19 protein-coding genes, 1 tRNA gene and 1 pseudogene are annotated in these 22,837 nt (G+C 60.9%); 10 read left to right on the top strand and 11 right to left on the bottom strand.

Annotated elements, in window-relative coordinates:
* Window positions 1–55: 55 nt before the first annotated feature.
* The 6 genes from VNZ93_RS05420 to rfbC all read right to left on the bottom strand — a co-directional run bounded on the left by VNZ93_RS05420 (window position 56) and on the right by rfbC (window position 7,048).
* Window positions 56–1,105, bottom strand: a complete 1,050-nt coding sequence (locus VNZ93_RS05420; protein ID WP_325701166.1) for a glycosyltransferase family A protein — start codon at window positions 1,103–1,105, stop codon at window positions 56–58.
* A 201-nt stretch (window positions 1,106–1,306) separates the two neighbouring features.
* The gene (locus tag VNZ93_RS05415) at window positions 1,307–2,398 is read right to left on the bottom strand and encodes a hypothetical protein (protein WP_325701163.1); all 1,092 of its coding nucleotides are present in this window, start codon (window positions 2,396–2,398) and stop codon (window positions 1,307–1,309) included.
* 57 nt (window positions 2,399–2,455) lie between these two features.
* On the bottom strand, window positions 2,456–3,961 hold the full coding sequence (locus VNZ93_RS05410; protein ID WP_325701160.1) for a lipopolysaccharide biosynthesis protein: 1,506 nt from the start codon (window positions 3,959–3,961) through the stop codon (window positions 2,456–2,458).
* Window positions 3,962–3,972: 11 nt separating this feature from the next.
* On the bottom strand, window positions 3,973–5,064 hold the full coding sequence (locus tag VNZ93_RS05405; RefSeq protein WP_325701157.1) for a hypothetical protein: 1,092 nt from the start codon (window positions 5,062–5,064) through the stop codon (window positions 3,973–3,975).
* Window positions 5,065–5,100: 36 nt separating this feature from the next.
* Entirely contained in the window at window positions 5,101–6,426 is a 1,326-nt protein-coding gene (locus VNZ93_RS05400; protein ID WP_325701154.1) for an NAD(P)-dependent oxidoreductase, read from the bottom strand.
* Window positions 6,427–6,469: 43 nt separating this feature from the next.
* Window positions 6,470–7,048, bottom strand: coding sequence for a dTDP-4-dehydrorhamnose 3,5-epimerase (gene rfbC / locus VNZ93_RS05395; protein ID WP_325701152.1), 579 nt, complete (start codon window positions 7,046–7,048; stop codon window positions 6,470–6,472).
* A gap of 362 nt (window positions 7,049–7,410) precedes the next feature.
* Here rfbC and VNZ93_RS05390 point away from each other — a divergent pair, with 362 nt between their 5' ends.
* Together VNZ93_RS05390 and VNZ93_RS05385 are read left to right on the top strand one after the other, a co-directional pair.
* The gene (locus VNZ93_RS05390; protein WP_325701150.1) at window positions 7,411–8,241 is read left to right on the top strand and encodes a sugar phosphate nucleotidyltransferase; all 831 of its coding nucleotides are present in this window, start codon (window positions 7,411–7,413) and stop codon (window positions 8,239–8,241) included.
* Window positions 8,210–8,863 (top strand): PIG-L deacetylase family protein, encoded by a 654-nt coding sequence (locus VNZ93_RS05385; protein ID WP_325701147.1) that lies wholly within the window; start codon window positions 8,210–8,212, stop codon window positions 8,861–8,863. Before VNZ93_RS05390 ends, VNZ93_RS05385 begins: the two co-directional genes overlap by 32 nt.
* A gap of 16 nt (window positions 8,864–8,879) precedes the next feature.
* Here the strand turns inward: VNZ93_RS05385 and VNZ93_RS05380 are convergent, their stop codons facing one another.
* The 5 genes from VNZ93_RS05380 to VNZ93_RS05360 form a co-directional block, all read right to left on the bottom strand.
* Complete coding sequence (locus VNZ93_RS05380; protein WP_325701144.1) at window positions 8,880–9,659, bottom strand: WecB/TagA/CpsF family glycosyltransferase; 780 nt, start codon at window positions 9,657–9,659, stop codon at window positions 8,880–8,882.
* Window positions 9,660–9,863: 204 nt separating this feature from the next.
* A complete protein-coding gene (locus VNZ93_RS05375; RefSeq protein WP_325701141.1) occupies window positions 9,864–10,142 on the bottom strand; it encodes a hypothetical protein in 279 nt (92 codons plus the stop codon).
* A 78-nt stretch (window positions 10,143–10,220) separates the two neighbouring features.
* A complete protein-coding gene (locus tag VNZ93_RS05370) occupies window positions 10,221–11,249 on the bottom strand; it encodes a glycosyltransferase (RefSeq protein ID WP_325701138.1) in 1,029 nt (342 codons plus the stop codon).
* 85 nt (window positions 11,250–11,334) lie between these two features.
* Window positions 11,335–12,534 carry a glycosyltransferase family 1 protein gene (locus VNZ93_RS05365; protein WP_325701135.1) on the bottom strand — a complete coding sequence of 400 codons (1,200 nt, stop codon included), beginning with the start codon at window positions 12,532–12,534 and terminating at the stop codon, window positions 11,335–11,337.
* A gap of 10 nt (window positions 12,535–12,544) precedes the next feature.
* Window positions 12,545–14,809: a Wzz/FepE/Etk N-terminal domain-containing protein gene (locus VNZ93_RS05360; protein WP_325701132.1), complete on the bottom strand. Its 2,265-nt coding sequence runs from the start codon at window positions 14,807–14,809 to the stop codon at window positions 12,545–12,547.
* Window positions 14,810–15,215: 406 nt separating this feature from the next.
* Here VNZ93_RS05360 and VNZ93_RS05355 point away from each other — a divergent pair, with 406 nt between their 5' ends.
* From VNZ93_RS05355 to VNZ93_RS05320, 8 genes and pseudogenes are all read left to right on the top strand, one after another.
* The gene (locus tag VNZ93_RS05355; RefSeq protein ID WP_325701129.1) at window positions 15,216–16,394 is read left to right on the top strand and encodes a polysaccharide biosynthesis/export family protein; all 1,179 of its coding nucleotides are present in this window, start codon (window positions 15,216–15,218) and stop codon (window positions 16,392–16,394) included.
* Between the two features lie 340 nt (window positions 16,395–16,734).
* On the top strand, window positions 16,735–18,108 hold the full coding sequence (locus VNZ93_RS05350) for an undecaprenyl-phosphate glucose phosphotransferase (RefSeq protein WP_325701126.1): 1,374 nt from the start codon (window positions 16,735–16,737) through the stop codon (window positions 18,106–18,108).
* 131 nt (window positions 18,109–18,239) lie between these two features.
* Complete coding sequence (locus VNZ93_RS05345) at window positions 18,240–18,527, top strand: hypothetical protein (RefSeq protein WP_325701123.1); 288 nt, start codon at window positions 18,240–18,242, stop codon at window positions 18,525–18,527.
* A gap of 407 nt (window positions 18,528–18,934) precedes the next feature.
* Window positions 18,935–21,022: a tetratricopeptide repeat protein gene (locus VNZ93_RS05340; protein WP_325701120.1), complete on the top strand. Its 2,088-nt coding sequence runs from the start codon at window positions 18,935–18,937 to the stop codon at window positions 21,020–21,022.
* Between the two features lie 147 nt (window positions 21,023–21,169).
* Entirely contained in the window at window positions 21,170–21,892 is a 723-nt protein-coding gene (locus VNZ93_RS05335; protein WP_325701117.1) for an outer membrane protein, read from the top strand.
* A 117-nt stretch (window positions 21,893–22,009) separates the two neighbouring features.
* A tRNA-Arg gene (locus VNZ93_RS05330) sits at window positions 22,010–22,086 on the top strand.
* 29 nt (window positions 22,087–22,115) lie between these two features.
* Window positions 22,116–22,487, top strand: coding sequence for a DUF427 domain-containing protein (locus VNZ93_RS05325; protein ID WP_325701114.1), 372 nt, complete (start codon window positions 22,116–22,118; stop codon window positions 22,485–22,487).
* Between the two features lie 141 nt (window positions 22,488–22,628).
* Window positions 22,629–22,837, top strand: a pseudogene (locus VNZ93_RS05320) (hypothetical protein); the annotation flags it as partial.

Here is a 22,837-nt window from a genome sequence, read left to right as displayed (position 1 = left end):
CACGACAACGCTTCGAACTACAACTCTCTCAGCATCCGGTAATTTTGCGTCGCACTCACGTTTTCCAACCAAGATCCCGTTGATAGTGCCGCTTCAGGCGGCGAACCTGTTCCGTCATGATTTTCGGCAGCAGCAAAACCGACAGAAGACGTGCGAACCTTACCGGACTGGCGACGCGGGCATGCACCAGATTGGCCTTCCATCGCCACAAAAGAGGCAGGACCGCACCGAGCTCAGCACCACCTTGCCGATACGTCACCAGAATCTCGAGGGCACGGCGGCCAAAGTAGCGATTCGCGCTTCGAATGACACTGCGTCGCCTCGCTGTATCAGCGACGACATGGCGCGCGGCTTCGACAAGGCGCTGTGTAAAGCGCCACTCGTCATCGAGACAGAGATTTGCGTCGAGGCTATGGGTGTGATTGGTTTCGTGCTCGTTGAATGTGCCGCAGGATTCATTCACGAAACCCGCTTTTCCGTTCAGCAGAACCGGCGCCCATCCCGCCTTGTCCAGCGAGAACGGCAAACCGGACGGAAAGCCGGCCTGGGCCCGAAGGCTCTCAGTGCGGACAAGGATGCTGCACATCTGCGCTGAGATCCTGTCCTCAAGGAATTCGTTCAGGATCTGAATGCCATCGTAGACACCGGACGCAAGCCGCTTATGGCGAACTGCATGCAACACGCGCGGGTCTTTGGTGCCAAGTCGCAAATCGCTCAAACCGAGGATGATAGGCAATCCGGGCGCCTTCGCGACAAGACTCATGCAGCGATCGAGGAACCACGGTGAGATGCGATCATCGTCGGGTACGACCGCGATATATTCGCCACGCGCCTCTGCGATGCACGCATTCCAGTTCCCGACCATTCCGAGATTTGCGTCTTGCCGAACAACACGAACGCGCGGATCATCGAATTGCGCAAGCACGGACTGCGTCGCGTCCGTCGATGCGTTGTCGGAAACGAGCACCTCGAAATCGGGATAGGTCTGGGCCAGCGCACCGGTGACAGCGCCCTCGATCCAGGCTGCGCGGTTGAATGTAGGAATCGCGATCGTGACCTTCGGCGGGACGTCCCGTTCACGATCTTTGCCGACGAGGCTACTCATTGTTGAACCCGGCAATCGTACTCGCATTGCGGTCCAAATGGACCAAAACCAGATGGCGCCGTTGGATTAAATAGCCTTCAGATCGGCAACCAACAATTGACTTGCCGATTTCAGGTTAATCCCAGGTCGGCTTCGTACTTGTTTCGAGAAGAACAGGCTTCTGTTACCGCAATTGAGGCGCAAAGGCGCGCGCAAGCGCGCCTAAGCCGCATTCGGCGTACGTTCGCGCGAATCATCGTCCAGCAAGCGGGCGACAACTTTCGGATCCTCCACCCGCTCCAGCCATATTTCGCGCCACCACGAATAGATGCTCCGCGGGCAGAACATACGGCATTCACTATAGCGGGCCTGGCACCACGCCCCATCGAGGATGACAGCCGGCGTTTTGAGGGAAATCATCTTCCCGGTACGCTCATCGATGAAACGCTCAATACGCGTCTTCACGCGAAGCGTCTTGCCACAATACGGGACAAGCTCGGCGTCCCATTTCAGACCCCGATGGTTGGTCTTGGTATCCAGTGTGGCCAGGATCTGATCGTAGGATTTGACGCGAACCAGCTCGCCTGGTTGTAGTCCGAGATCTGCTTGAGGAGCCGGACCTGCCAGCGACAGCCTCCCCTTTCTTCGCGGGTAGGGAACGCCGCCGCGCAGACGCTGAAACATGTCGTACAACCAGCGCGCCGGTTTGCCGACTGTGTCACGCGATGCCTGAAAGCCATTATTGTAGCAAACATAGGCCAGGCCGGAGAGCATCCGCGATAGCGAAACGTTGCCTGAACGATAATCCTCGATATACTGCCGGATATCCCACCACGGTAGTAGCGTGGTGTAACGCAAGAGCTCCGTTGCCTGGCAGCGGTAACGGACAGGCTCACCCGTTGACAAAGCGGGCGCGCGGGTCCCATTGACCACATCCTGCTCAGAACAGATCGCCGCTACGTTCGCCGAGTGAGTCTCGGACTTCGTGCACGATGCTCCAACAGCCTCATCGGCGGCAACCGGTTTCAGCCAAGCCTCCTTCCAAAACAGAAGACAGCCTGCCTGACACCCGCCATACGCCTTGCCGTCGCAGCGCAAATCGAGATGAATGCCACCTTCCAGATGGCGGCCTCCGGATCCGGAGACGGTATCGCAGGTCTTGTGCGCGCTCTTGTAGACACGAAAGCGCTGACCGCAGTAACTGAACATCTGCGGCGAGAACGGCAATCCTTCCATACAGCCGCCTTTGTCGAGTGTTCGCAGAATCTCATCCTTGCTACGAACCTCAACCCAGTCACCAGCTCTCATGCTCATGATCATTACTCGTTGCGTTTTCTTGCGGGCATTGAACAACCCGAATTGAACAGTCTCTTATTTTTGCGCCAGCACATTGTTCTGATGGATCGGCTCGCCCCCGCCCGGCGCGGCAGAAGCGCTGACAAACAGGGCTCTGAACAGCGACATATAAAGTTCCAGCTGCCCCATCGCGAATAGAAGTATCCCGGCATAAGTGATCGCCATAACCGTGCCTGCAATGGTCAGCCTCAACACGGTATTCGGAACGTACCCTACATTTTGCATCACGAGCCACGCCAGCCCCACTGCGACCAGCGCGGCAGCAACCGGGCGCAGCGTTGCAACAAGGATGTCCTTCGGGGACACGACCGTGCCATGCAGACACCAGATCACGTGCGGCACAAGCCAGAGCGTCATTGCGGCGGAGAAGGCAAAAGCTACGCCGGTTGCGCCATAGGGAAGGCCGATGATGTATGCGACGATCAGAAGCGGCGCGATGACGAAAGAGATAAGCATGCTGCGATAGAACAGGCCATCGGCATACATCAGCCATCCGATCGGATTAACAATCCCGAAGATCAGGACTGTCGGCGTCAGCAGCTGGAATATTGGCACGGCATTGAACCACTGCGGACCCAGCAGAAGCCGGATAATGTCCACGGCGAACACCGCAGCGAAGATGGTGATCGGCGCGGTCATTGCGTTGACGAGGGAGTACGCCTTGAGAAAGTAGCTGCGAAATTTGACCGGATCTTCCCGCAAACGCGACAGCGCGGAGAACGTTATGCCGCCGACGGCTGCGTTGATGTTCCCCGTAGGGATGTTGATGAGTTGGTAGGCGCGACTGTAAAGCCCCAGCGATTCCGCACCAAGAACGCGACCTATCAGAACCTTGTCGAAGTTATAGGCTATATAGACCATTACCCCATTGATGGTCATGATACCGCCAAAGCCGAGCATCGATTTCACATCGGAATCGAACTTGGGAGCACCTGGCCGCCAGCCGGTCACGAACCACACTGCCGCGGCGGTCGCAGCGGGCGTCGCCAGCGTCGATCCAATCAGCGCCCAGTAGCCATATCCCGCGAGCGCAAAGCCGATGCCAACCGACATGCCGCACAATTGCGCACCCAGTTCAATTGCGGTGATACTGACGTAGCGCAAGTCACGCTGGAGCAGCGCCGAGTGCTGTATGCCCAACGAGTTCACGATGAAGCCAGCGCCCATGACGACGGTTACCCAGAACAGGCGCGGCTCGTGATAGAATTTCGCGAGGAACGGCGCACTCGCGACGCAAAGGAGCGCCAGCGCCACGCCAACCAGAATATTGACCCAGAACAACGTCGATATCTGCTGATGCGTTATCGTCGACCGCTGGACAGTCGCGACCGACAGACCCGCTGTTGCAAATAGTTCGTAAATTCCGGTCACCGTCGTCACCATCGCGACCAGACCGAAATCCTGAGGCGACAGCAGACGCGCAAGAACCATGATGAACAGGATGCGGAGCGCGAAATTGCCGGCCTGACCGCAAAGTTTGGCTACTCCCCCGCGCGCAGCATTCGTCTTGAGACTTCCCATGGCGACGCGTCCTATTGCTCAGACCGTCGCGCCGGAACACTTGCGGATGCAAGCGACCCAACGGCATGGATTGTTTTTTCGGATTGCCTCGCAGGGCCGGTCGCCCGAACGATCTCGCAGAACTCACGTGCGCGATCGCGCCAGCTAAAGCCTGTCATCGCATCGGCATTCTTGCGCTGGGCCGGCTCATTCTGAATGCGGCGCGCAATCTCGGCCACATCTTCAGGCTTGCGCGCGATATGGACACGATCCGCCATACGGCGCGCTTGCGGAATGTCGGTTGAAATCACCTCCATCCCGGCCTGCAGAAACAGATAATACTTGTCGGGATTGATGAATTCCGTCAGCGGATCGCCAACGACATAGGGCGTCAGTCCGATGCCAAACGGACGAACGATGTCAGGAATATCACCGAACGCATACCGCCCTTTGAACGAAACGTTGCGCTGCCGTGCGCAGAGACCGGCCATCCGCTGCTTTACCGCCGGATTGTCGTGCAGCACGTATCCGTAGACGACGAACTGACGATCCGGCAGCAATTTCGCTACCTCTTCCAGAAAGCCGAAATCAAAACGTTCGTCGATTGCCGACAGGACAACCATGTCACCGCCAGCCTCATGGTTGCGCTCATGACGTGATATGTCCCACGCATTATCGAGATGATGCGCGCTCGGGAAATGACGAAGGCTCTCCCGCGACAGCAGGATTGTCGCGCTCGACAGACGGGACAAAAGCCAAATCGAGAATCGTGTCTTCAGCCATCGCGCGCCACGGTAATTGTAGACGAGGTTGTCGTAGACATCGAAACACCACGTGCCAGCCCGCAGGCCGAGCCGGAACAGCAGCGATCGCACGGGCATGATCGCGCCGGTCGTGTCGAGATACACGACGTTTCCTCGAGCCCCGATCGTACGCAGCCGACGAATGAGGCGAAGAAGGCCCGCGATTCCGTCAAACTCTTCAACGCCCTCGGCTCCAGCGAGAACGTTCGTGCGGCCGACCCTGACGTGCCAGGCTTCATGACCGTCCGCGCGCAAGGCGTCGAGCAGGAACTTGCGAAAGTCCTGCTCATAGGCGCGGGCGGAAATGAAGATGACAATCATTACACGACACTCATGCGCATCTCCGCGACAGCGGGACTACGCGGCCACCTTCAGAATATCCTCGAGCCAGGTCTCGCCGCGGAAGTGCCGATACTGTTCGGCGCGCAGCCGGTCCGCGATCCGGCCTTGCGGCAGCACCACATCGCCGTAGCGGATCACGCTGTCCTTCCTGACGTCGCGGACGAGCGTGCAGCCCTCGACCAGTCCCTCCGGCAGATATTGCTGCTCGCACATCTCCTCGGCGTTCACGGCCTCGCCATAGGTCATGTACTCGCCGTAATCATCGAGCGTTTCGCCGGCCTTCAGATCGCGTTTAGCGACGGCGCACACCTCGACCACCGGACCGCCCAGCGGCTTGGCCACCGGATCGCGGAACAGCGCGACGCGCGCAATGGCGATCGGCACCTCGAAATGCACGAGGTGATAGGGGACGAAGAAGGAATAGAGCGGCCCCTCACCCATCTTGTAAAGGTTGAGATAGTGCCGCTGCTTCGGGTCATCATGTTCAGCAAGCACATAGACCTTGGTGAGCGGCGTTCCGACCACATAGTCGATGATCCCGCCGAGACGACGGCATTCCTCAATGTCGTAGAGCTGGCCGATCTGCATGATGTCGCCGCGATATTCGAGGCCGCGCGACATGCCGCGTGAGCGCACCTTGAAGCCGGTCGCGTTGGCCACGATCGCCTGCTCGAAGCTGATCTTCGAGCCATCGGCGAAACTGGTGACCATCGCCGGGTTCTGACCCCACTTTTCGGCAAAGCCCTGCTGGGTGGTCGGATTGCGGTATGGATCCTGAAGGCCTTTCACGTTGCCGATGACGCGTGGCGTCAAACCGAGCCCCTTGACCCAGCGATAAAGGTTCATCTGCGCGCCCGGCTCGTCGCCGTCGCACGCGGAGAGAATGACGCCGTGACGCGCGGCGTAGGTCTGCAGGATCGGGCCGATCGTGGCATCGATCTCGGCGTTCAGCAGCACGACATCCTTGCCATGCTTGAAGGCCTCGAGCGTCACGCGGGCGCCGAACTCGACAGAACCCGTGGCGTCCACCAGCACATCGACGAGACCGGAGCGCGCCAGCAGAAACGCATCTTCGGTAACGACCGGCCGATCGGACGCGATCGCATCGTCCAGCGCGCGCTGCGTGTCGGCAAACGCGACATGCTGGTAGCCCGAATATCTGTAGACGCCCGCTGCACGCTCGACCCTGCGGTTCGAAATGGCCACAACGCGCATGCCTGGCACGCTATGGGTGATCTGGTTGGTCAGGCCCTGGCACATGAACCCGGCGCCGACCACACCGACGCGGATCGGGTTGCCGGCATCCTGACGGGCCTTCAAAGCATCGTCGACGAGTATCATTGGCTTCGTCCTTCTTCCCGCTGCGATGGTGTCCGGCGTCAGCTCACGCCGGCTCCAGCACGCGCTCCATCTTCCGCTTCAGCGTCGACTCGATTTCACTGTAGAGCGGGAATTTCTGGTCCTTCTCCGAAATCACGCTCACCGGCAGCGGCCAGTGCAGCTTGAGACTCGGATCGTTGTAGAGGAGGCCGCCCTCAGCTTCGGGCGTATAGAATTCGCCGACCAGATAGCTGGTGTCGGTCTTGTCAGTCAGCGTCTGATAGCCGTGCGCGAAACGCTCCGGCACATAGAGCGCGCGCTGGTTGTCTTCGTTCAATTCGACGCCGAAATGCTGGAGATAGGTCGGGCTCTCGGGGCGAAGATCGACGATGATGTCGTAGATCGCACCGCGCGTGCAACGCACGAGCTTGCTCTCCGCGGCCGGCGGATACTGGAAATGCATGCCGCGCAGCGTGCCCTTGCGGATGTTCGACGCGATGTTGCCCTGCGCCACTGTCGGCTTCAGTCCGTGTGCCTGGAATTCGTTCTGACAGAAGCCCCGCGCAAAAAACCCCCGCGAATCTTCGCGGCGTTCGAGCTCGATGACAAAGGCGCCTTTGAGCTTGGTTTCGTTGAAAATCACGATGGCCTCCTCAGGGACATGTGAGCGCTAGCTAACACGCCGGCGCAGTCGCGGCTGAATAGCCGCACGTTAACCTTAAGCAGGACGTGACGATTTTATCGATATTTTCAGGCTTTCCGGGACCTTGCAGCGCTACGATTTGCGCCGATCTAACGATCACGCTGCCGATACAAGAAGACGTAAACGAACAGAGTTCACTGCTGTTTACACTAATACAGACATGTCGCCGCGATGACGTGTGCAACGCTTGATTCCAGCGGCTCGCCCGCGCACAGATTGCTGCAACAGAGAGGCCCGCTGGTGTTCGGACTGAGTTCAACAACTCGTTACTCGTCACGGCGGACAATGCAGGCGGACAACCGATGAAGGTCGTACTCTTCTGCGGAGGACTCGGCACCCGTATCCGGGAATATTCCGAGAGCATTCCAAAACCCATGATCCCGGTCGGTTCTCAACCGATCATGTGGCACGTGATGCAGTATTACAGCCGATATGGGCACCGGGATTTCGTGCTCGCCCTCGGCTACAAGGCCAATGTCATCAAGGACTATTTCCTGCATCTGGATTCGGCCACGACGCACAATTGCGTGGTTTCGCAGTTCGGCAAGAAGGTCGAGATTATCGGCGAGCAGCAGCCTGACTGGCGCCTGACGATGATCGACACCGGAGTCTGGCGCAATATCGGCCAGCGGCTGGTCGCGGTGAAGGAACACGTTAAGGATGAGGAGATCTTCCTCGCCAATTACAGCGACGGCCTGACCGACGCGCCGCTTCCTGAAATGATCGATTTCTTCAAGGCCAGCGGCAAGATCGCCTGCTTCATCGCGGTGCGTCCGCCGTTCAACTTCCATCTCGCCGAGTTCGACGAGAGCGGTCTCGTGAAACGGCTCAAGGCGAATACCGAATCCGAGGTCTGGATCAACGGCGGCTATTTCATCTTCCGCAACGAGATCTTCGATTACATCAAGGACGGTGAAGAGCTGGTGCTTCAGCCGTTCAACCGTCTGATCAAGGACAACAATCTCGTCGCCTTCAAGTACGAAGGCTTCTGGCGTGCGATGGACACGCTGCGGGATCGACAGGTTCTCGAGGAAATGGTCGAAAACGGCCAGATGCCCTGGGCGCCCGAAACGGACATGCCTCGCGAGCGCCATACGGTCCATGCTGTCACTCAATCTGTCCGCTCCCGGTAGCCGGCTCTCCGTCCTGTGTCTCGGCGCACACTCCGATGACATTGAAATCGGCGTAGGCGGCACTCTTCTCAGCCTGATGACGCGCGGCGTAAAGCTCGACGTGCATTGGTGCGTGCTGAGCGCCGTGGGTGCGCGGGAAACCGAGGCCCGCGCCTCGGCGGCCGACTTTCTGGCAGGCGCCGCCAGCCAGACGGTTGAGACGCTTTCGTTTCGTGACGGCTTTTTTCCCGAACAGGGCGAGGCCATCAAATCATGGTTCGAGGACCTGAAAGCGCGGGTCTCACCGGATGTGATTTTCACGCACCGGCGCGACGATGCGCATCAGGACCACCGCGAAGTCTGCCGGCTCACCTGGAACACGTTCCGCGACCACTTCATTCTCGAATACGAAATTCCCAAATGGGACGGCGATCTCGGGCAGCCGAACCTTTATGTGTCGGTCCCGGCCGCGGTTCTGCAGCGCAAGATCGACCTTCTCAATCAGCATTTTGCGACCCAGCGATCGAAGCAATGGTTCGATGCGGACACCTTCCAGGGTCTTGCGCGAATTCGCGGCATGGAATGCCGTGCTCCGGAACGCTTCGCCGAAGGCTTCTTTGCGCGAAAGCTGTTGATGCTCTGACGGCGATTGCGACGCGCTAGGTACGAGACCGTACGAGCCGCCAGTTTCGCCACGTGTACCGAGCGTAGAGCTGCGCAAACAGGGCCGCACAGGCGGCATAACGCGGTACGAGCCGCCGCGGATTGGACGCCGCGCGCCACGCCCATTCCAGATTGAGCTTACGAAACAATTGCGGGCAGCGCGTTTGGGTGCCCGCGATGAAGTCGAGCGAGGCGCCTATCCCAAGAAATGCCACGCCGGTCGTCTCATCGACCGCCCGCGCGGCGAACAGTTCCTGTCTCGGCGCTCCAAGCGCAACGAGGCAGATTCGCGCGCCCGACTGCGCTATCGCAGCGATGGCCTCGTCCGCCTCGGCCGAGGCTATGTCGAAATTGCGGGATGGAGCGAACACTCCGGCAATCTGCAGGCCGGGGATCATGGCGGAAAGTCGCCGGGCGCTCGCACACAACGTCTCGAATGTCGAACCGAGCAGATAGACCGGATGACCGAGCGAGGCCGCTGCACGGCATAACGGCACAATCAGGTCCGAGCCGGTCGCACGCTCAAGGGCAACGCCCTCCATCCGGGCGAAGGCGACGATCGGAAAGCCGTCCGGCATCACGATCTCGGCCTTGGCATAAGCCTCGCGAAACCGTGCGTCCGTGCGCAACTTTACCAGGTGGTCCAGATTGAGCGTGCAGACGAGAAACGATCTCATGTCGCGGAGGCGACGCGTGATCGCAGCGACGGAATCGGTCAGATCCCGCGTGGTGATAACCTGCCCGTCAATCTCAACCAGTCCGTCGCGCGCGCGCATCGACCGAACTCCATTTCAAACGTGCGACGTCGCCCGGGAACAACACGACCGCGTTGTGCTGCCGCGACCGCGGGCGGATCGCCTCGAAGCTATGGAGTTTTTACCGGCGTTTGAGCGCGACCGGGGGGCTTTGGCGCATTAAGCCTAACCGCAACGAGTGGTGGAACCGTCCGCCGGGCTGCTGAACGAGAAGCGTCACGTCGCTCAGAAGCGCTGCACGTTGTAACGCGGGTCGACGATGCGGAACTGACTCGGATTCGAATTGTAATTGAGCGAATCGACGCGCGAACGAACGCGCGAGTCCGTCCGATGGCTCAGACCGTATTGGGTTCGCGAATCGTTCGGGCCGAGCGTGCTCGGATTCGAGTTGTACTTCAGCGAATCGACGCGCGAGTCGATGCGAGCCGGCTTCGGTGCAGTCTGCGCCGCCGCATATGACGAAACTGCGACCAGCATCATTCCAGCGAGGAATACAGATTTCATCGAAGCGCCCTTCCGGCCAGCCAGCCACCGCAAATCTGGATTCGGTATGGTTAACGGAATCCTAACAGCGGGCGGAGATTATGCGGCCGGGGACTGGACAGCCGCAGCTCTCCCGTCGGCCGGCACACGCTGACGAGCCAGCATCGCTTCGAAGAATCCGCGAAGCTGCGCATGATCGGCGCCCGCGAGCGCGTTCCAGCGCGCGATATTGGCCGCGGCCGCATCCACGTGGCGTGCGCGCCAATCGGCAGAACTGCAAAGCTGCGCGATTGCATCGGCTGCAGATGGTGCATCCTGGGCATCGATCAACAGGCCGGAAGTCCCAAGGACTTCGCGGAAGACAGGCATGTCGGGCGCGATAACCGGCAGGCCGGCATATTGTGCTTCAAGCAGCGGAAGCCCGAGACCTTCGTCGCGCGACGTGCAGATGAACAGGTCGCTCGCCTCGATGACGGCACGGACCGCCTCGTCCGGCAATGGACCGAGAAGCCGCACATGCGGCTGCCGGGCGAGCCAGTTCGCGTCAGGACCCCAGCCCTCGCGGCCGATGATCTGCAGTGTCACCGGAATGCCGAGACGTTCGGCGAGTGCCTTGCAGATATCGGAGGCAGCGCGGAAGTTCTTGCGGGGCTCGATGGTCCCCAGCGCAGCGACGTTCAGCGAGGCCGGCATGCTCTCGCGGGTTGCGCGATCTCCGGCACCGAGACCGAAAATGTTCCGCACCGTGGGGCGGCACATCGCGATGTCGGCATCGCTGCGGCAGAAAGGCCGAAGCGTCGACGCGGTGTATTCGGAATTGACCAGAAAGTACTTCAGCGACCGGACTGCAAGCGAGAACAGCGGCGCAAAATAGAGCCGCGCCGCGCGGTTGAGTTCCGAACGGCGCGTGAGCAGAAAGACGTCATGCACATACATGACGGTCCGGTCCCGGCACGCCAGCGAAAAATACGGAGATGGCGCAAAGCCCGGAAACACGAAGACATCATCCTTGTGTCCGGCCGCACGCAACGGAAGCGTTGTGTTCTGTGCGAACACGATACCGAAGCGTCCGGCCGACGCCTCGACGGTGTCGACCGGCAGCGGCGCCAAAGCGGCCGCGCTGAACATCTCGCGGGTGATCCGCTCAATGCCCGTCGCGCGCCGCCCCATATGTGTATGGTCGATGCAAAGGCGTCCGGCGCCGGATCTGGTGTTACCGGTCACTGACAATCCCGATTTGTCGCGTTGGGTCAGCGATTTTGACTTGCGCGCGCCGAATGCGGACCTTGTCAAAGATGGCCTCGGTCTCGCTGGCCGCCTTGCGCCACGAAAAGCGCGCGGCATTATCGCGGCTCGCTTGTGCCATGCGCTGCTGCAGACCGGCATCGGCAAAGAGAGCGCTGATCCGATCGGCCAGCGCCTGCGGATCGTTCGGAGCGAAGAACATCGCGCCACCGCCCGCCACCTCCCGCAGCACCGGAATGTCGGAGCAGATAACCGGCGCGCCGAGCGACTGCGCTTCCACAACCGGCAGACAGAATCCCTCGTTCAGCGAGGTATTGATAAAGCAGGTCGCGCGGCGATAGGCGCCGACAAGCTCGGCGTCCGACAGGACTCCCGCCTTGCGAATGAGGTTGCCGCCAATTCGCTGCTCCGCTTCAGCCAGGAGGCCAGCCGGATCGCGACCGACATGATACACCGCCGGAACGGCGAGGCCCTGCGCTTTCAGCAACTGCAGCGCCTCGACCAGTACCGTGACATTCTTGTTCGGCGATATGTTACCGACATAAAGCGCGTATGGCGCTTCAAAGCGGCGCTCCGCCGGCTGTCCTGACTCGTCAGCATCGATGATCGGAGCCTCATGCACGACGGCCAGCTTGTCCTTTGCGAACGGATATCGGGCTTGCACTTCGTCCCGCGTGCTCTGCGACACGCAGATCACGCCCGAGGCCGCCCGCAGGCTCAGCGGGAACAGCAGCTTCCACCACAAGCGATGCCGCCGTGAATAGAATGACGGGATCACCTCCATATAAAGGTCATGCACGGTAATGACCCGCGGCCAGCCACCCCAGAAGCAACCAACCGGATTGCAATTGAACTCGACAGCCGCCCCTGTCTCACACATCAGCCGCGAGACTGTCGCAATCTGACTGACCACATTGACCGGCATCTTCGGCTGATAGGGAAGCGTCCGGATCTCGATGGACGAATTCCGCAGCGCATCCGGCAATTTGTCGGCCGACCATGTCGTTGCCAGCACATACCGATAGCGCGACGACCGCTCCAGCTCCTGGAGCAGCGAAAACAGATAGCGCGAAATGCCCGAGATCAGGTTGGGCGGCTCGAGCAGGTGATTGACGAGGATCGTTTCACTCATCGCCGGCACCGCACTGAACGCATCGCGTTGGGACATGCGGAGCAATTCATGTTCGCAGACTCAGCCGATAGCCACCGCTCGAGCGGTACCGCGCGTAATAGTCGCTCTCCTCGTGGCGATAATAGCGACTAAGCTTGCTTACATCCGCCTTGTTGAGAAGGCAGCCGAGCAGCTTCTCGCGCAGACCGGGCGCGGCTTCGAGTGCGGACAATGCAGTGTCACGGTTGGTGACACCCCATTCGACGACAAAGACGAATGCATCCACGGCATGTGTCATCGCACGAACATCGGCGAACGGAACGATCGGCGGCAGATCAAGAATGACATAGTCATAGGACTTGCGCAGTTCGCCTATCGCGGCGCTCACGCTGTCCGAACCCAGAAGCTCGTGCGGATGATGTTCCTCCCGCTGGGATGCGGCCGGCAGGAACGACATCCTGGTGACGGCATCCGTCCACACCGCACCGTCCGGCGTGCCACGGCCTTTGACGATTTCGGCGAGACCCGAACCCGCTTCAGGCGTCAGCATGTAGGTCAGGGCCGGATAGCGCAGGTCGCAGTCGACCAGAACGCAGCGATGGCCGGCCTTGGCCATCAGCTCCGCGAAATTCGCTGCAACGAAGCTCTTGCCCTCGCCCGGCCTCGCCGAGCAAAAGCCGACTACCTTGCTATCATGGCCGCCGGGCCTGTTCGCGCTGGCTTCAAGCGACACGTGGCGCAGTGTTTCCGAGAACTGCGACATTGGATTCTGTACGGCGTATCGCAACGAGCCGAGATCCTCGCCGAGGACCCGCCGCCCTTGAGGGCCGGCGCGCGCCAGGGCATCAGCGTGAAGCGAGCGATAAGGCAAATGCGGGGTGCCGATATCCGGCAGGATGCCGAGCGCCTTGCAGCCCAGCGTCGCCTCGACCTGAGCGGGCGTACGGAATGTTGAATCCATCGCTTCCAGGCCAAGCGCAAAGATTAATCCGAGGAACAGGCCCAGCACCGCGCTTCCCGCCGCGATGCGCGTTGCGCGCGGAGAACTCTTGTAGCGCGGAGTCTTGGCTGCCGAGATGATGCGCGCTTCGGTGACGGGAAACGATTCCTGCTGGGCGATCTCCATATATTTCTTGAGGAAATTGTCCTGCACTTCGCGCGAAGTCTGCACAGCGCTTTCAAGATCCCGCAGCTTCACCTGCGCCTGATTGGTCGTTCTGGTTTCTGCGACCAGAGCATCGAGGCTGTTCTGCAAGGTCGTTTCCCGCAGCTTGGCAATCTCGAGATCGCTCTTGTAGCTTTGCGCGATGCGGCGGAGTTCATCCTTGATGTTGTCGAGCAACTGACGCTTCTCGGTCCGCAGGTTGACCGCGGCCATGTGGCCGGCCCCGTAGCGCGCCGAGAGCTCTGCTTCGCGCCTCGCGACCTCGAGATATTGCTGACGCAGGCGCACGATGACGTCGTTGCGCAGCGAGTCGGTCATGGTTGCATCGCTCGGATCGCCCTTGAGGATTTCCTCGACGCGTTCCCAGCGGGCCTTCGCTTCGGCGACCTGAGCGCGCGCAAGGATGATCTGAGTGCTGATTTCGCTGATCTGCTGCTCGCTGATCAGACCCTTGCTGGTATTGACGATGTTATGCTCTGACTTGAACTTCTGGACGGCCTTGTCGGAATCCGACGTCTGCTGCGACAGCTGCTTCAACCGCTCTTCGAGCCACAGTCCCGCACGCCGACCCATCTCATGTTTCGCCTCAAGAATGTCGGCGAGATAGGCGTCCGCGACCGCATTCGCGACGCGCGCCGCCTTCTCCGGATCGGGAGACGTGAACTTGACCTCGATCACGTTCGTGAAACCGACACGCCGGACGTCGAGGCCGCTTCTCAACCAGTCCACCAGGATTTCGTCGTCGATGGGTTCCGGCTGCTCCACCTCTTCGGGGGAGATCATCGTCGCGATCAGGTTTCTGAGCTTCGTCAGCAACCCTGGCTGCTTCTGAAACTGGGCATCGTTCGCGAGATTCAACTGCTTTACGGCACGCTGCAGCACGCGCTCGGATCTCAGGATTTCGACCTGACTGTCGATGGTGACGGAAGCCGGTGTGTCCGAGGTGGCCGATTGGTCGCGCAGCGCCTTGATGCTGCTGTTGTCGACGAGGACACGCGCCGCGGCGGTGTATTGCGGCGTTGCGAACAGGCAGTAGACCAGGCCGGCAAGGGCCGCGAAGACGGTAAGGGCCGCGATCGGCACAGCACGCCGACGCAAGAACCGAACAATTCCCTGCAGGTCGATTGTGGAGCCGAGATTCGAAGACGCCTCGTTTGCAGCGCTCATCTCCGGATGTCTCAGCGGTGTTGCGTTAAGCATAGGGTGGCTCACTCGCAAATCACTTCCCGATTTCTCGAGACGCTGTCGGTTCGAAAAAGTGGCCGTCCGACAAAGGCCTGCCCCCAAAATCCGGATATGGCATCGTTCCCTGCGGCGCAAGCAAAGTACCCCTGCATGCTTAATCGGCTGGGACACAAGGCGGGCCCAAATCGCGCGGCGAAGGGAACAACGGCGCGGCCCTGAACGAGGCTGTTCCGGGTCCTCCCCGACCCCATCCTTAAAGCTCCGTTAACCATAAAATTCGAAAGATGCCGCGGTGGTCCGTACGGCGAACCGGGTAATGGCGATTTTCAGGTGCCCCATTGTTGCGATGGGTATGCGCGGTTCGTTGCGCCGTAAAGGCGGAGCGCGCGTGGGCGCCTGCCGTCGCTGGCTGACAGTGCTGGTCATCGCACTGACGCCCTTGCTGAGCGCAGGTTGCGGCATGTTTGCCGCATCGGGCCCCTACAGCCCCGACATCATGTCCTATAGCGGCGGTCCGGACGCGCAATACGAACTCGTCCCGCTGTCGCCCCGCGTATCCGCCGCACTGGCGCGGCGCGGCGGCCTCAAGGGAATCGGCACCTTTTCGGACAGACCGCCCGCCCCCGATATCAGGCTCGGCGTCGGCGACGTGGTCGCCGTCACGGTATTCGAGGCACAGGCCGGCGGATTGTTCATCCCGCTTCAGGCGGCGTCCCGCCCGGGCAATTTCGTCCAGATCCCGAACCAGACCGTCGATCGCGCGGGCAACATCACCGTGCCGTACGCGGGACAGGTGCGCGCGGCCGGTCGCACGGTTCCCGAAGTCCAGAATGATATCGTCGCCAGGCTGAAAAACCGGGCGATCGAACCGCAAGTGGTCATCACTGTATCCGAGCAGCGGTCGAACCTCGTCAGCGTCATGGGCGATGTGAACAGCCCGCTGAAATTCGCGCTGTCCCTGCCGGGCGAGCGGATCCTCGACTCGATTGCGCGGGCGGGTGGCCCCAAGAATCAGGGCTGGCAGACCTTCGTCACGCTGCAGCGGCGCGGCCACAAGCAGACCGTCGGCTTCAACCGGCTGATCTCGGAGCCGGAGAACAACGTCAACGTTCAGCCGGGCGATACGATTTACGTCTTCAGCGAGCAGCAGACCTTCCTCGCCTTCGGCGCCACGGGTCAACAGGGCCAGTTCAATTTCGATCAGGACCGCGTCTCGCTGGCTGAAGCCGTGGCGAAGGCAGGCGGGCTGATCGATTCACAAGCCGATCCGAGGACGGTCTTCATCTATCGCGTGGAGCCGATCGAATACCTCGCGGAAGTGGGCGTCGACGTCAGCCGCTGGGGCAATACGCGCCAGATCCCGGTAATCTATTGGGCCAATCTCGGGGATCCGGGCGGCTATTTCCTCGCGACGGAAACGCCGATCCAGAACAAGGACGTGATCTACATCTCCAACGCGCCGACCGTCGACTTCACGAAATTCCTGACATTCGTGCGGACCATGATCGCGACGGCAAACGACGGCTTCGCTCTGCGAAACACCATCAACATCAAGTCCGTTAACTGATGGACGCGCCACGCGCATGCGCTTCGTCCGGCGTTTCAGCCTAGGACACGCGAGACAGTTTCACGAAGGCTGAAACCAACCGGATCGCCCGCCGGGCGCACCGGACATCACGAAAGAACGCGATTTTCCGGGTTTCGATCACACTGCGTCTCAGGCGCAATGGTAAACGCCTGCATGGTCCCGCAATTGCTCACTTGCTGTCGAGAGTGCCGGCGGTCGCACAAACCGCCTCCTTTTGAAACAGCGGCAGTTTGCAGTGACGAACACCTGGTTGGATCAAACATCGAGAAGCGACGCGTCGTTGTTCTCGCGAACATCGATTCGACGCGCGACTCTCGCCTTGATCGCGGCCGGAGCCGATGCGGCAACGATCATTCTGGTCTCGGTCGGAACCGGTATTCTCTATCACAAATTCGCGTATCAGGACGCCGGCCCGGTCGCCGATTACGTTCAGGTCGGGCTGATGACAGCCCTGCTCTATCTGGTCCCGTGTCTTTACCGGGACGAATATCTTGTCACGAAGCATCTGAAGTTCGATCTGCGGCCGGCACAGATCGCCCGCTACTGGACATTCGCTTTCATCTGTCTGGTGATCATTGGCTTCCTGACCAAGACGAGCGTCCTTTACTCACGCGGATGGCTGGTGCTGTTCTACGCTGCCGGACTGGTTTCGCTCCTTTGCATCTATGCGCTTCGCCTTCTGGCCTTCGAGGCTGCAAACCGGCTCGGCCTCATTGCCGGACAGCGCCTGTTCCTCGTCGGCACCGAAGCCGACATCCGTGAATTCACGCAGCGATACAATCTGCTCACCCTGGGGTGCCGGATTGTCGGCATTGGCTATCTCGCAAGAGACAATCGCGCCACTTCGGACGCCGCGCGGCAACTCGACCAATCTGTCGATCGTGCAGTCGCAAAGGCGCGCGCAGTCGATCCCGACAACGTCTTGCTGATTGCCCCATGGTCGAATCAGGCGACAATCGACCGATGCATCGACGCCTTCATGACGCTACCCTGCTCCATCAGCCTTGCGCCGGAGCGCATTCTCGAGCGTTTCGACCAGATATCCATCGAGAAGCTGGGACCGATCGCAAGCCTGCATCTGCTGCATCCGCCGATGTCGGGGGCCGCAACGGCGATCAAGCGCGCCTTCGACATAGCCTGCTCGGCGCTGCTGCTTGTGCTTTTGCTTCCGCTGTTCGCCGTCATCGCAATCCTGATCAAGCTCGACAGCCCGGGCCCCGTTCTGTTCCGGCAGCAGCGCTACGGCTTCAATCAGAAGTCATTCCTGATCTACAAATTCCGGACGATGAGCACGCTCGAAGACGGCGCGGATGTGCGTCAGGCGACGCGCAATGACAGCCGCGTCACGCGCATCGGTCATTTCATGCGGCGCTGGAGCATCGACGAGTTGCCGCAGATCCTCAATGTACTGAAGGGCGACATGTCGCTTGTGGGTCCGCGCCCGCATGCACTGGCTCACGATCGCGCGTGGAGCGAAAAGATCGGGCTGTATGCACGACGGCACAATGTCAAACCCGGCATCACGGGATGGGCGCAGATCAACGGGTTCCGTGGTGGGATCGTTGCCGATGATCAGCTTCGCGGCCGCATCCTTTGCGACCTCTATTACATCGACAACTGGTCGATCTGGCTCGACATCAAGATCCTGTTTGCGACCGCCTTTTCAAAGGGCGTGCACCGGAACGCGTACTAGTCGAAAGTCGATTTTGCGCCGTCGCTACGCGCGTCCAGAGGTTACCGGCCTGTCATTTACGTTAGCGAGAAGTTGATCCCCGGCCGCGGGCCGGAGCAGCTATTACTAAGTCGCAATTTGAGTGCAATGACATGTCCAAGTTCTTACACGGCAATGCCGCTGCGCGCATTGCCACCAACACGAGGCGAGAGTCGGGCCTCATCCTACCGACAAGCTCCGAGATTTATCTGACGAACGCCCCGGCGCTCGCAGCAGACGCCGTCAACGATGACCGGCCTGTTGCCATTGCGGAACACGGGAAACACAGCGTTGAGAGCAACAGCCCGCGCAGGCGAGAGATCTGGCTTCTGAGTGTTTGGCTCACTGTTTCGGTTGCGACGATCGCCGGCGCAGCCGGTATCATCGCGAAATATTTCTGAGCGCGGAGCTCACGCTCCATTCTCGCGCCGGCCAGGTGCCGGATGCGGCGTGTCTTGAGATTTGGTTAATCCCTCACCGGAATCCGCCTGTGCGCGCCGGATTCCCGACGCCGCCAGCTGGCCGAAGCCCTCCCAGTCGCGGAAGCATCGGATTTTGCAGGAAATTCCGTCGATTTAACCCGTTCTTTACCATAACCGAAAAAGGTTGTGCCGAGGGCCATCCCTGCGTCCGGCGCACATTTCTCGAACATTGCGTCCGCAGCGGCCGGCAACCAGAACGGGTCGAGAGCATGCACAGGCGCGGATGGACAGGCGGACATTACGCTCCCAACGGATGGCGATCTCTTGTTTCGCCCCCGTTCGCGCCCTTTGCCCATTCGCATCGGGTCGCCGCCGTCGACAGTGAGTTGCCGAAAACCGATCAATATCAGGCGCCACGCTCCGTCAGCCCACACGCCGCACCATTCAGGCCGCCCCACGCTCATAACGCAGGCGGACTCTGGTGGCTGCGCTCGCGCGCGCAGGGCTATGGCGACCCGCGAAATCATCCCGTTCCGCCCGCTCCGAACGGATCGTCGCTGGAAGCGCAATTGCAGGACCTGACGACTCGGATGGAGACGTTGCGTCACAAGAAGGCCGCGCCGGAGCCGGACCGGACGCGGACACAGCAGACACTCGAGGAAATCGTCGCACCGCTGCTGAAGATCGTGCCGCTCGAAGCGAGCGACGCCCTCGACAAGGAAATGAAGGCGCTCACGGACCGCATCGAAGCAAGCCGCGCGTCGGGTATCGACCCGAAACTCCTCGCGCCGATCGAGCACGGCCTCAACGAGGTCCGCGGCATTTTCGACCAACTGAATTCGCGCGAGAGCATCGCAACCTTCCGAACGGCGCTTCAGGACCTGACCGACTGCCTGAGCCGTCCGCGTGGCACCCATTACGTTTCACCGCATGCGCAGATCGAAGCAGTCATCGCTGCCGTCCGCAATGTCGGCGGTCTCGCCGCAGCCAAGGACACGCTGACCGCGCTTTCAGACGAGGTGCGAGGTCTCTCTGCCAGGCTTCACCGCGTCCTGACGCAGGATCGGAGCGCGGCCGCGAGCCAGATCGCAACTGATCCAGCACCCGAGACGCGGCCGTTATCCATCGAAGAAAGCCTGAGGGACATCAACCGACGGCTCGATGCATTGCAAAAGACCGGTGTCGACGCGGACACTGCGAACCGTGACAAGAGCGCGCATGATGCTCTTGAAGCGGTCCACGCGACGTTGTCGAGCCTCGTCGCGCAACTCGGCAGCAATCTGAAAGGCGCTCGCGGCGCCGACGCGGCATCGCTGCGGCATCTGAGCCTGTCGGGAGGCTATTCCTATACGCCGCGCAACCTTATCGATTTCGCAGACGAGCATGATGCGGACATCGAGGTCGAGCGTCCGCGCCGGTCGATCGCCGCATCTTTCAGGCCGCTGATCGCTGGCGCGTTGATCGTCGTGCTTGCGGCTGTCGCCGCACGGATCTCGATGCAACTGACCGAACTCCCACTTCCAGCGGTGACGACGGCGGACGTCGCTCAGCCGGCCGATAAGGCCGAACGCACAGCTAGGACCGGCGTTTCCGAGCCGATCGTACCTGATCTCGTTCGCTCGCAGGCGCCGGACACGATCGCTGTCACGCCGGAGGCACAGCCTCAGCAAGCCGGCTCGGCTATCGGCGACGTCGAACATACCGGCACGATCGGACGGCAGGTGCCGGTTGCCGTCGGTTCACGCGAAGCGGCCCGCGAACCGTCAATACCCTTGCCGGACAGCCTGCCCGCAGCATTGCGCGCCGAAGCCGCCAAAGGCCGGCCTGCAGCCGAATACGAAGTCGGCGTGCGGCTCGTCGAGGGCAAGTCCGTTCCAGTGAACACCGAGGAAGGCTTGCGATGGCTGAAGCGCGCCGCGAAGTCCGGAATCATTCCGGCCAATCTCTGGATCGGCAGCCTTTACGAGAAGGGCCTCGGTGTCGAAAAGGATCTGCCGCTTGCCCGCACGTATTACACGGTGGCCGCCGAGAAGGGTAACGCCAAGGCGATGCACAACCTTGCGGTTCTTTACGCCGAGGGCGTCGACGGCCGGCGTGACTACAAGACCGCAGCGCGCTGGTTCCAGCGCGCGGCGGAGCGTGGCATCGCCGACAGTCAGTACAACTTCGCGATCCTTTTGATGCGCGGGATCGGTGTCGACCAGAACCACCAGGAAGCCTACAAGTGGTTTGCGCTGGCAGCCCTGCAGGGCGACCGAGAAGCCGCACGACAGCGTGACGAGATCGGCACCAAGCTTGAAGCCGGGGTGCTCGCCGCAGCCAAGGCCGCTGTTCAGAAATTCACTCCGCAGAGCCAGCCGAACGAAGCGGTGATCGTCGCGACGCCTCCCGGAGGATGGGATCGCGCGGGCAGTGACTCAGCCGGCAGCAGCCGCAGATCGCAATCCGGCGTATTCGCGCGCGGCGCGTCCTGAGACGCGGATTTACGGTCCGTAAACCATACCGCGTTATCGAAACATTAAGCATAAGTGCGCCGATACGCCCTGGCATCCATGACCGCCGTCACCGGTGCCGCATCTCTCGCAGCGCTCGAATGCTGTCGAATTGTCTGGAGGCTTGAGATGCAACGCGTCGTTCCTGCCGTGCTGAGCGCGATGATTGCGACGACCTCTTTCGTGCAGCCCGCCTCCTCCGCAGACTTTCCGCAGACTTATGCCATGCCGGCGCTCCATCCGATTTTCTACAACTGGACCGGCTTCTACATCGGAGGCCAGGGTGGCTATGGCGGCGGCACGTTCGACATCAGCCCTCACGTCGACATTGGCGGCTGGTTTGGTGGCGGCCAGATCGGCTTCAACTGGCAGAACGGCCGCTCGCCGTGGGTGTTCGGCGTCGAGATCGATTCCGCGTTCTCGAATATCGAGCGCGATGTCAGGGACGCGACCAATCTTCCGTTCGCGAGCGCGTTCAGCTCGGTCGACTATTTCGGCAGCGCGCGTGTCAGGGTCGGTTACGCGATCGATCGTGCGCTGGTTTACGGCACGGGTGGCGTCGCCTGGGCTCATAACGAGCTGAGCCTGTATGCCAATCCGAACTATGTCGGAACCATCGCGACTTCGGCGAACAACCATGTCGGCTTTGCGCTCGGTGTCGGTCTGGAATGGGCGCTGTCGCGAAGCTGGACGATGAAGTTCGAGTATCTCTACAACGATCTCGGCTCGGCGAACTATCTCGCCGGGACAGTTCCGGGCGGCGTGAATGCCGACCTGCGGTACAGCCTCGGCCGGATGGGACTGAATTACATCGTCGACTGGGGCCGGCCGTTCAGCAGCCCGAAATTCTGAAATCCCAAATGGCGCTCGGATGCGCGCGGGGCTCCGGCGAGCCCAATACGCCGCATTCCGGAGGCTGAAATCGGACCATTGCCGCGCGGGCGCGGCATGCGCTATGAAGCCCCCGAAGCACCCGTAGCTCAGCTGGATAGAGCGTTGCCCTCCGAAGGCAAAGGTCACACGTTCGAATCGTGTCGGGTGCGCCACTCCACGTTCCGTTGCGAGCGGCAAAACGATGAAGGTTCCTGACGCTTCCCATCCGATCGGCATCACGCCAGCCGAACACCGCGTCCGCGTCACGCATGGCGGCCGCGTGATCGCCGATACCCGCCGTGCCCTGGCTCTCAAGGAGGCGTCTTACCCGGTGGTGCATTACATTCCGCGCGAGGATGTGGACATGAGCGCCCTCTCGCGCACGGATCATGCCACCCACTGCCCCTACAAGGGTGACGCGGCCTATTACACCATCGCGATCGACGGGCGCCCGTCAGAGAATGCCATCTGGACGTATGAAAGCCCGTTCGCCGCAGTCGGCGAGATTGCCGGCCATCTAGCATTTTATCCGCAGCGGGTGGACGCGATCGAGTTGCTGCCGCTGTCCGATTGAGCTGCGCCCGCAATTCGGGCCACCGTCCTGGCGTTGACGGTCACTTTTTCTGAGCAAGAACGCTACAAGCCGGCCTATACTCCCATAAAGGGCACCAGATCTCCGGTGACGAGGGAAAGCTGCCGTTCGCGGCAAAAGTTGATGCGTTCGACATCTGCAAAGGTCCTGACGACGCTGATCGCAGCCGTCGCGATCGCGGCGTGCGCAGCTGCGCCCGCGCACGCGCAGGCTCAATTTGACGCGCGCTACACACTCACCATGTCGGGCATGACGCTCGGGAAGCTGTCATGGCGGGCCGAACTCGGCACCACCGACTACACGCTGTCGGCCAGCGGCGCGGTCAGCGGCTT

The sequence above is a fragment of the Pseudorhodoplanes sp. genome, from assembly GCF_035565795.1.
Classification (GTDB): Bacteria; Pseudomonadota; Alphaproteobacteria; order Rhizobiales; family Xanthobacteraceae; genus Pseudorhodoplanes.
The sequence above is the reverse complement of the archived record's forward strand: the minus strand, read 5'-3'. Positions and strand labels throughout refer to the sequence as shown.

Bases quoted from the DNA above. Each gene is read 5' to 3' on its own strand.
- VNZ93_RS05380 (WP_325701144.1), bottom strand. From the start codon at position 9,659: ATGCGCGCGCGCGACGGACTGGTTGAGATTGACGGGCAGGTTATCACC.
- VNZ93_RS05385 (WP_325701147.1), top strand. From the start codon at position 8,210: ATGCTGTCACTCAATCTGTCCGCTCCCGGTAGCCGGCTCTCCGTCCTG.
- VNZ93_RS05345 (WP_325701123.1), top strand. From the start codon at position 18,240: ATGTCCAAGTTCTTACACGGCAATGCCGCTGCGCGCATTGCCACCAAC.
- VNZ93_RS05410 (WP_325701160.1), bottom strand. From the start codon at position 3,961: ATGGGAAGTCTCAAGACGAATGCTGCGCGCGGGGGAGTAGCCAAACTT.
- VNZ93_RS05390 (WP_325701150.1), top strand. From the start codon at position 7,411: ATGAAGGTCGTACTCTTCTGCGGAGGACTCGGCACCCGTATCCGGGAA.
- VNZ93_RS05365 (WP_325701135.1), bottom strand. From the start codon at position 12,534: ATGTCCCAACGCGATGCGTTCAGTGCGGTGCCGGCGATGAGTGAAACG.
- VNZ93_RS05370 (WP_325701138.1), bottom strand. From the start codon at position 11,249: ATGTTCAGCGCGGCCGCTTTGGCGCCGCTGCCGGTCGACACCGTCGAG.
- VNZ93_RS05400 (WP_325701154.1), bottom strand. From the start codon at position 6,426: ATGATACTCGTCGACGATGCTTTGAAGGCCCGTCAGGATGCCGGCAAC.
- VNZ93_RS05325 (WP_325701114.1), top strand. From the start codon at position 22,116: ATGAAGGTTCCTGACGCTTCCCATCCGATCGGCATCACGCCAGCCGAA.
- VNZ93_RS05360 (WP_325701132.1), bottom strand. From the start codon at position 14,809: ATGAGCGCTGCAAACGAGGCGTCTTCGAATCTCGGCTCCACAATCGAC.
- VNZ93_RS05375 (WP_325701141.1), bottom strand. From the start codon at position 10,142: ATGAAATCTGTATTCCTCGCTGGAATGATGCTGGTCGCAGTTTCGTCA.
- VNZ93_RS05415 (WP_325701163.1), bottom strand. From the start codon at position 2,398: ATGAGCATGAGAGCTGGTGACTGGGTTGAGGTTCGTAGCAAGGATGAG.
- VNZ93_RS05405 (WP_325701157.1), bottom strand. From the start codon at position 5,064: ATGATTGTCATCTTCATTTCCGCCCGCGCCTATGAGCAGGACTTTCGC.
- VNZ93_RS05335 (WP_325701117.1), top strand. From the start codon at position 21,170: ATGCAACGCGTCGTTCCTGCCGTGCTGAGCGCGATGATTGCGACGACC.
- VNZ93_RS05420 (WP_325701166.1), bottom strand. From the start codon at position 1,105: ATGAGTAGCCTCGTCGGCAAAGATCGTGAACGGGACGTCCCGCCGAAG.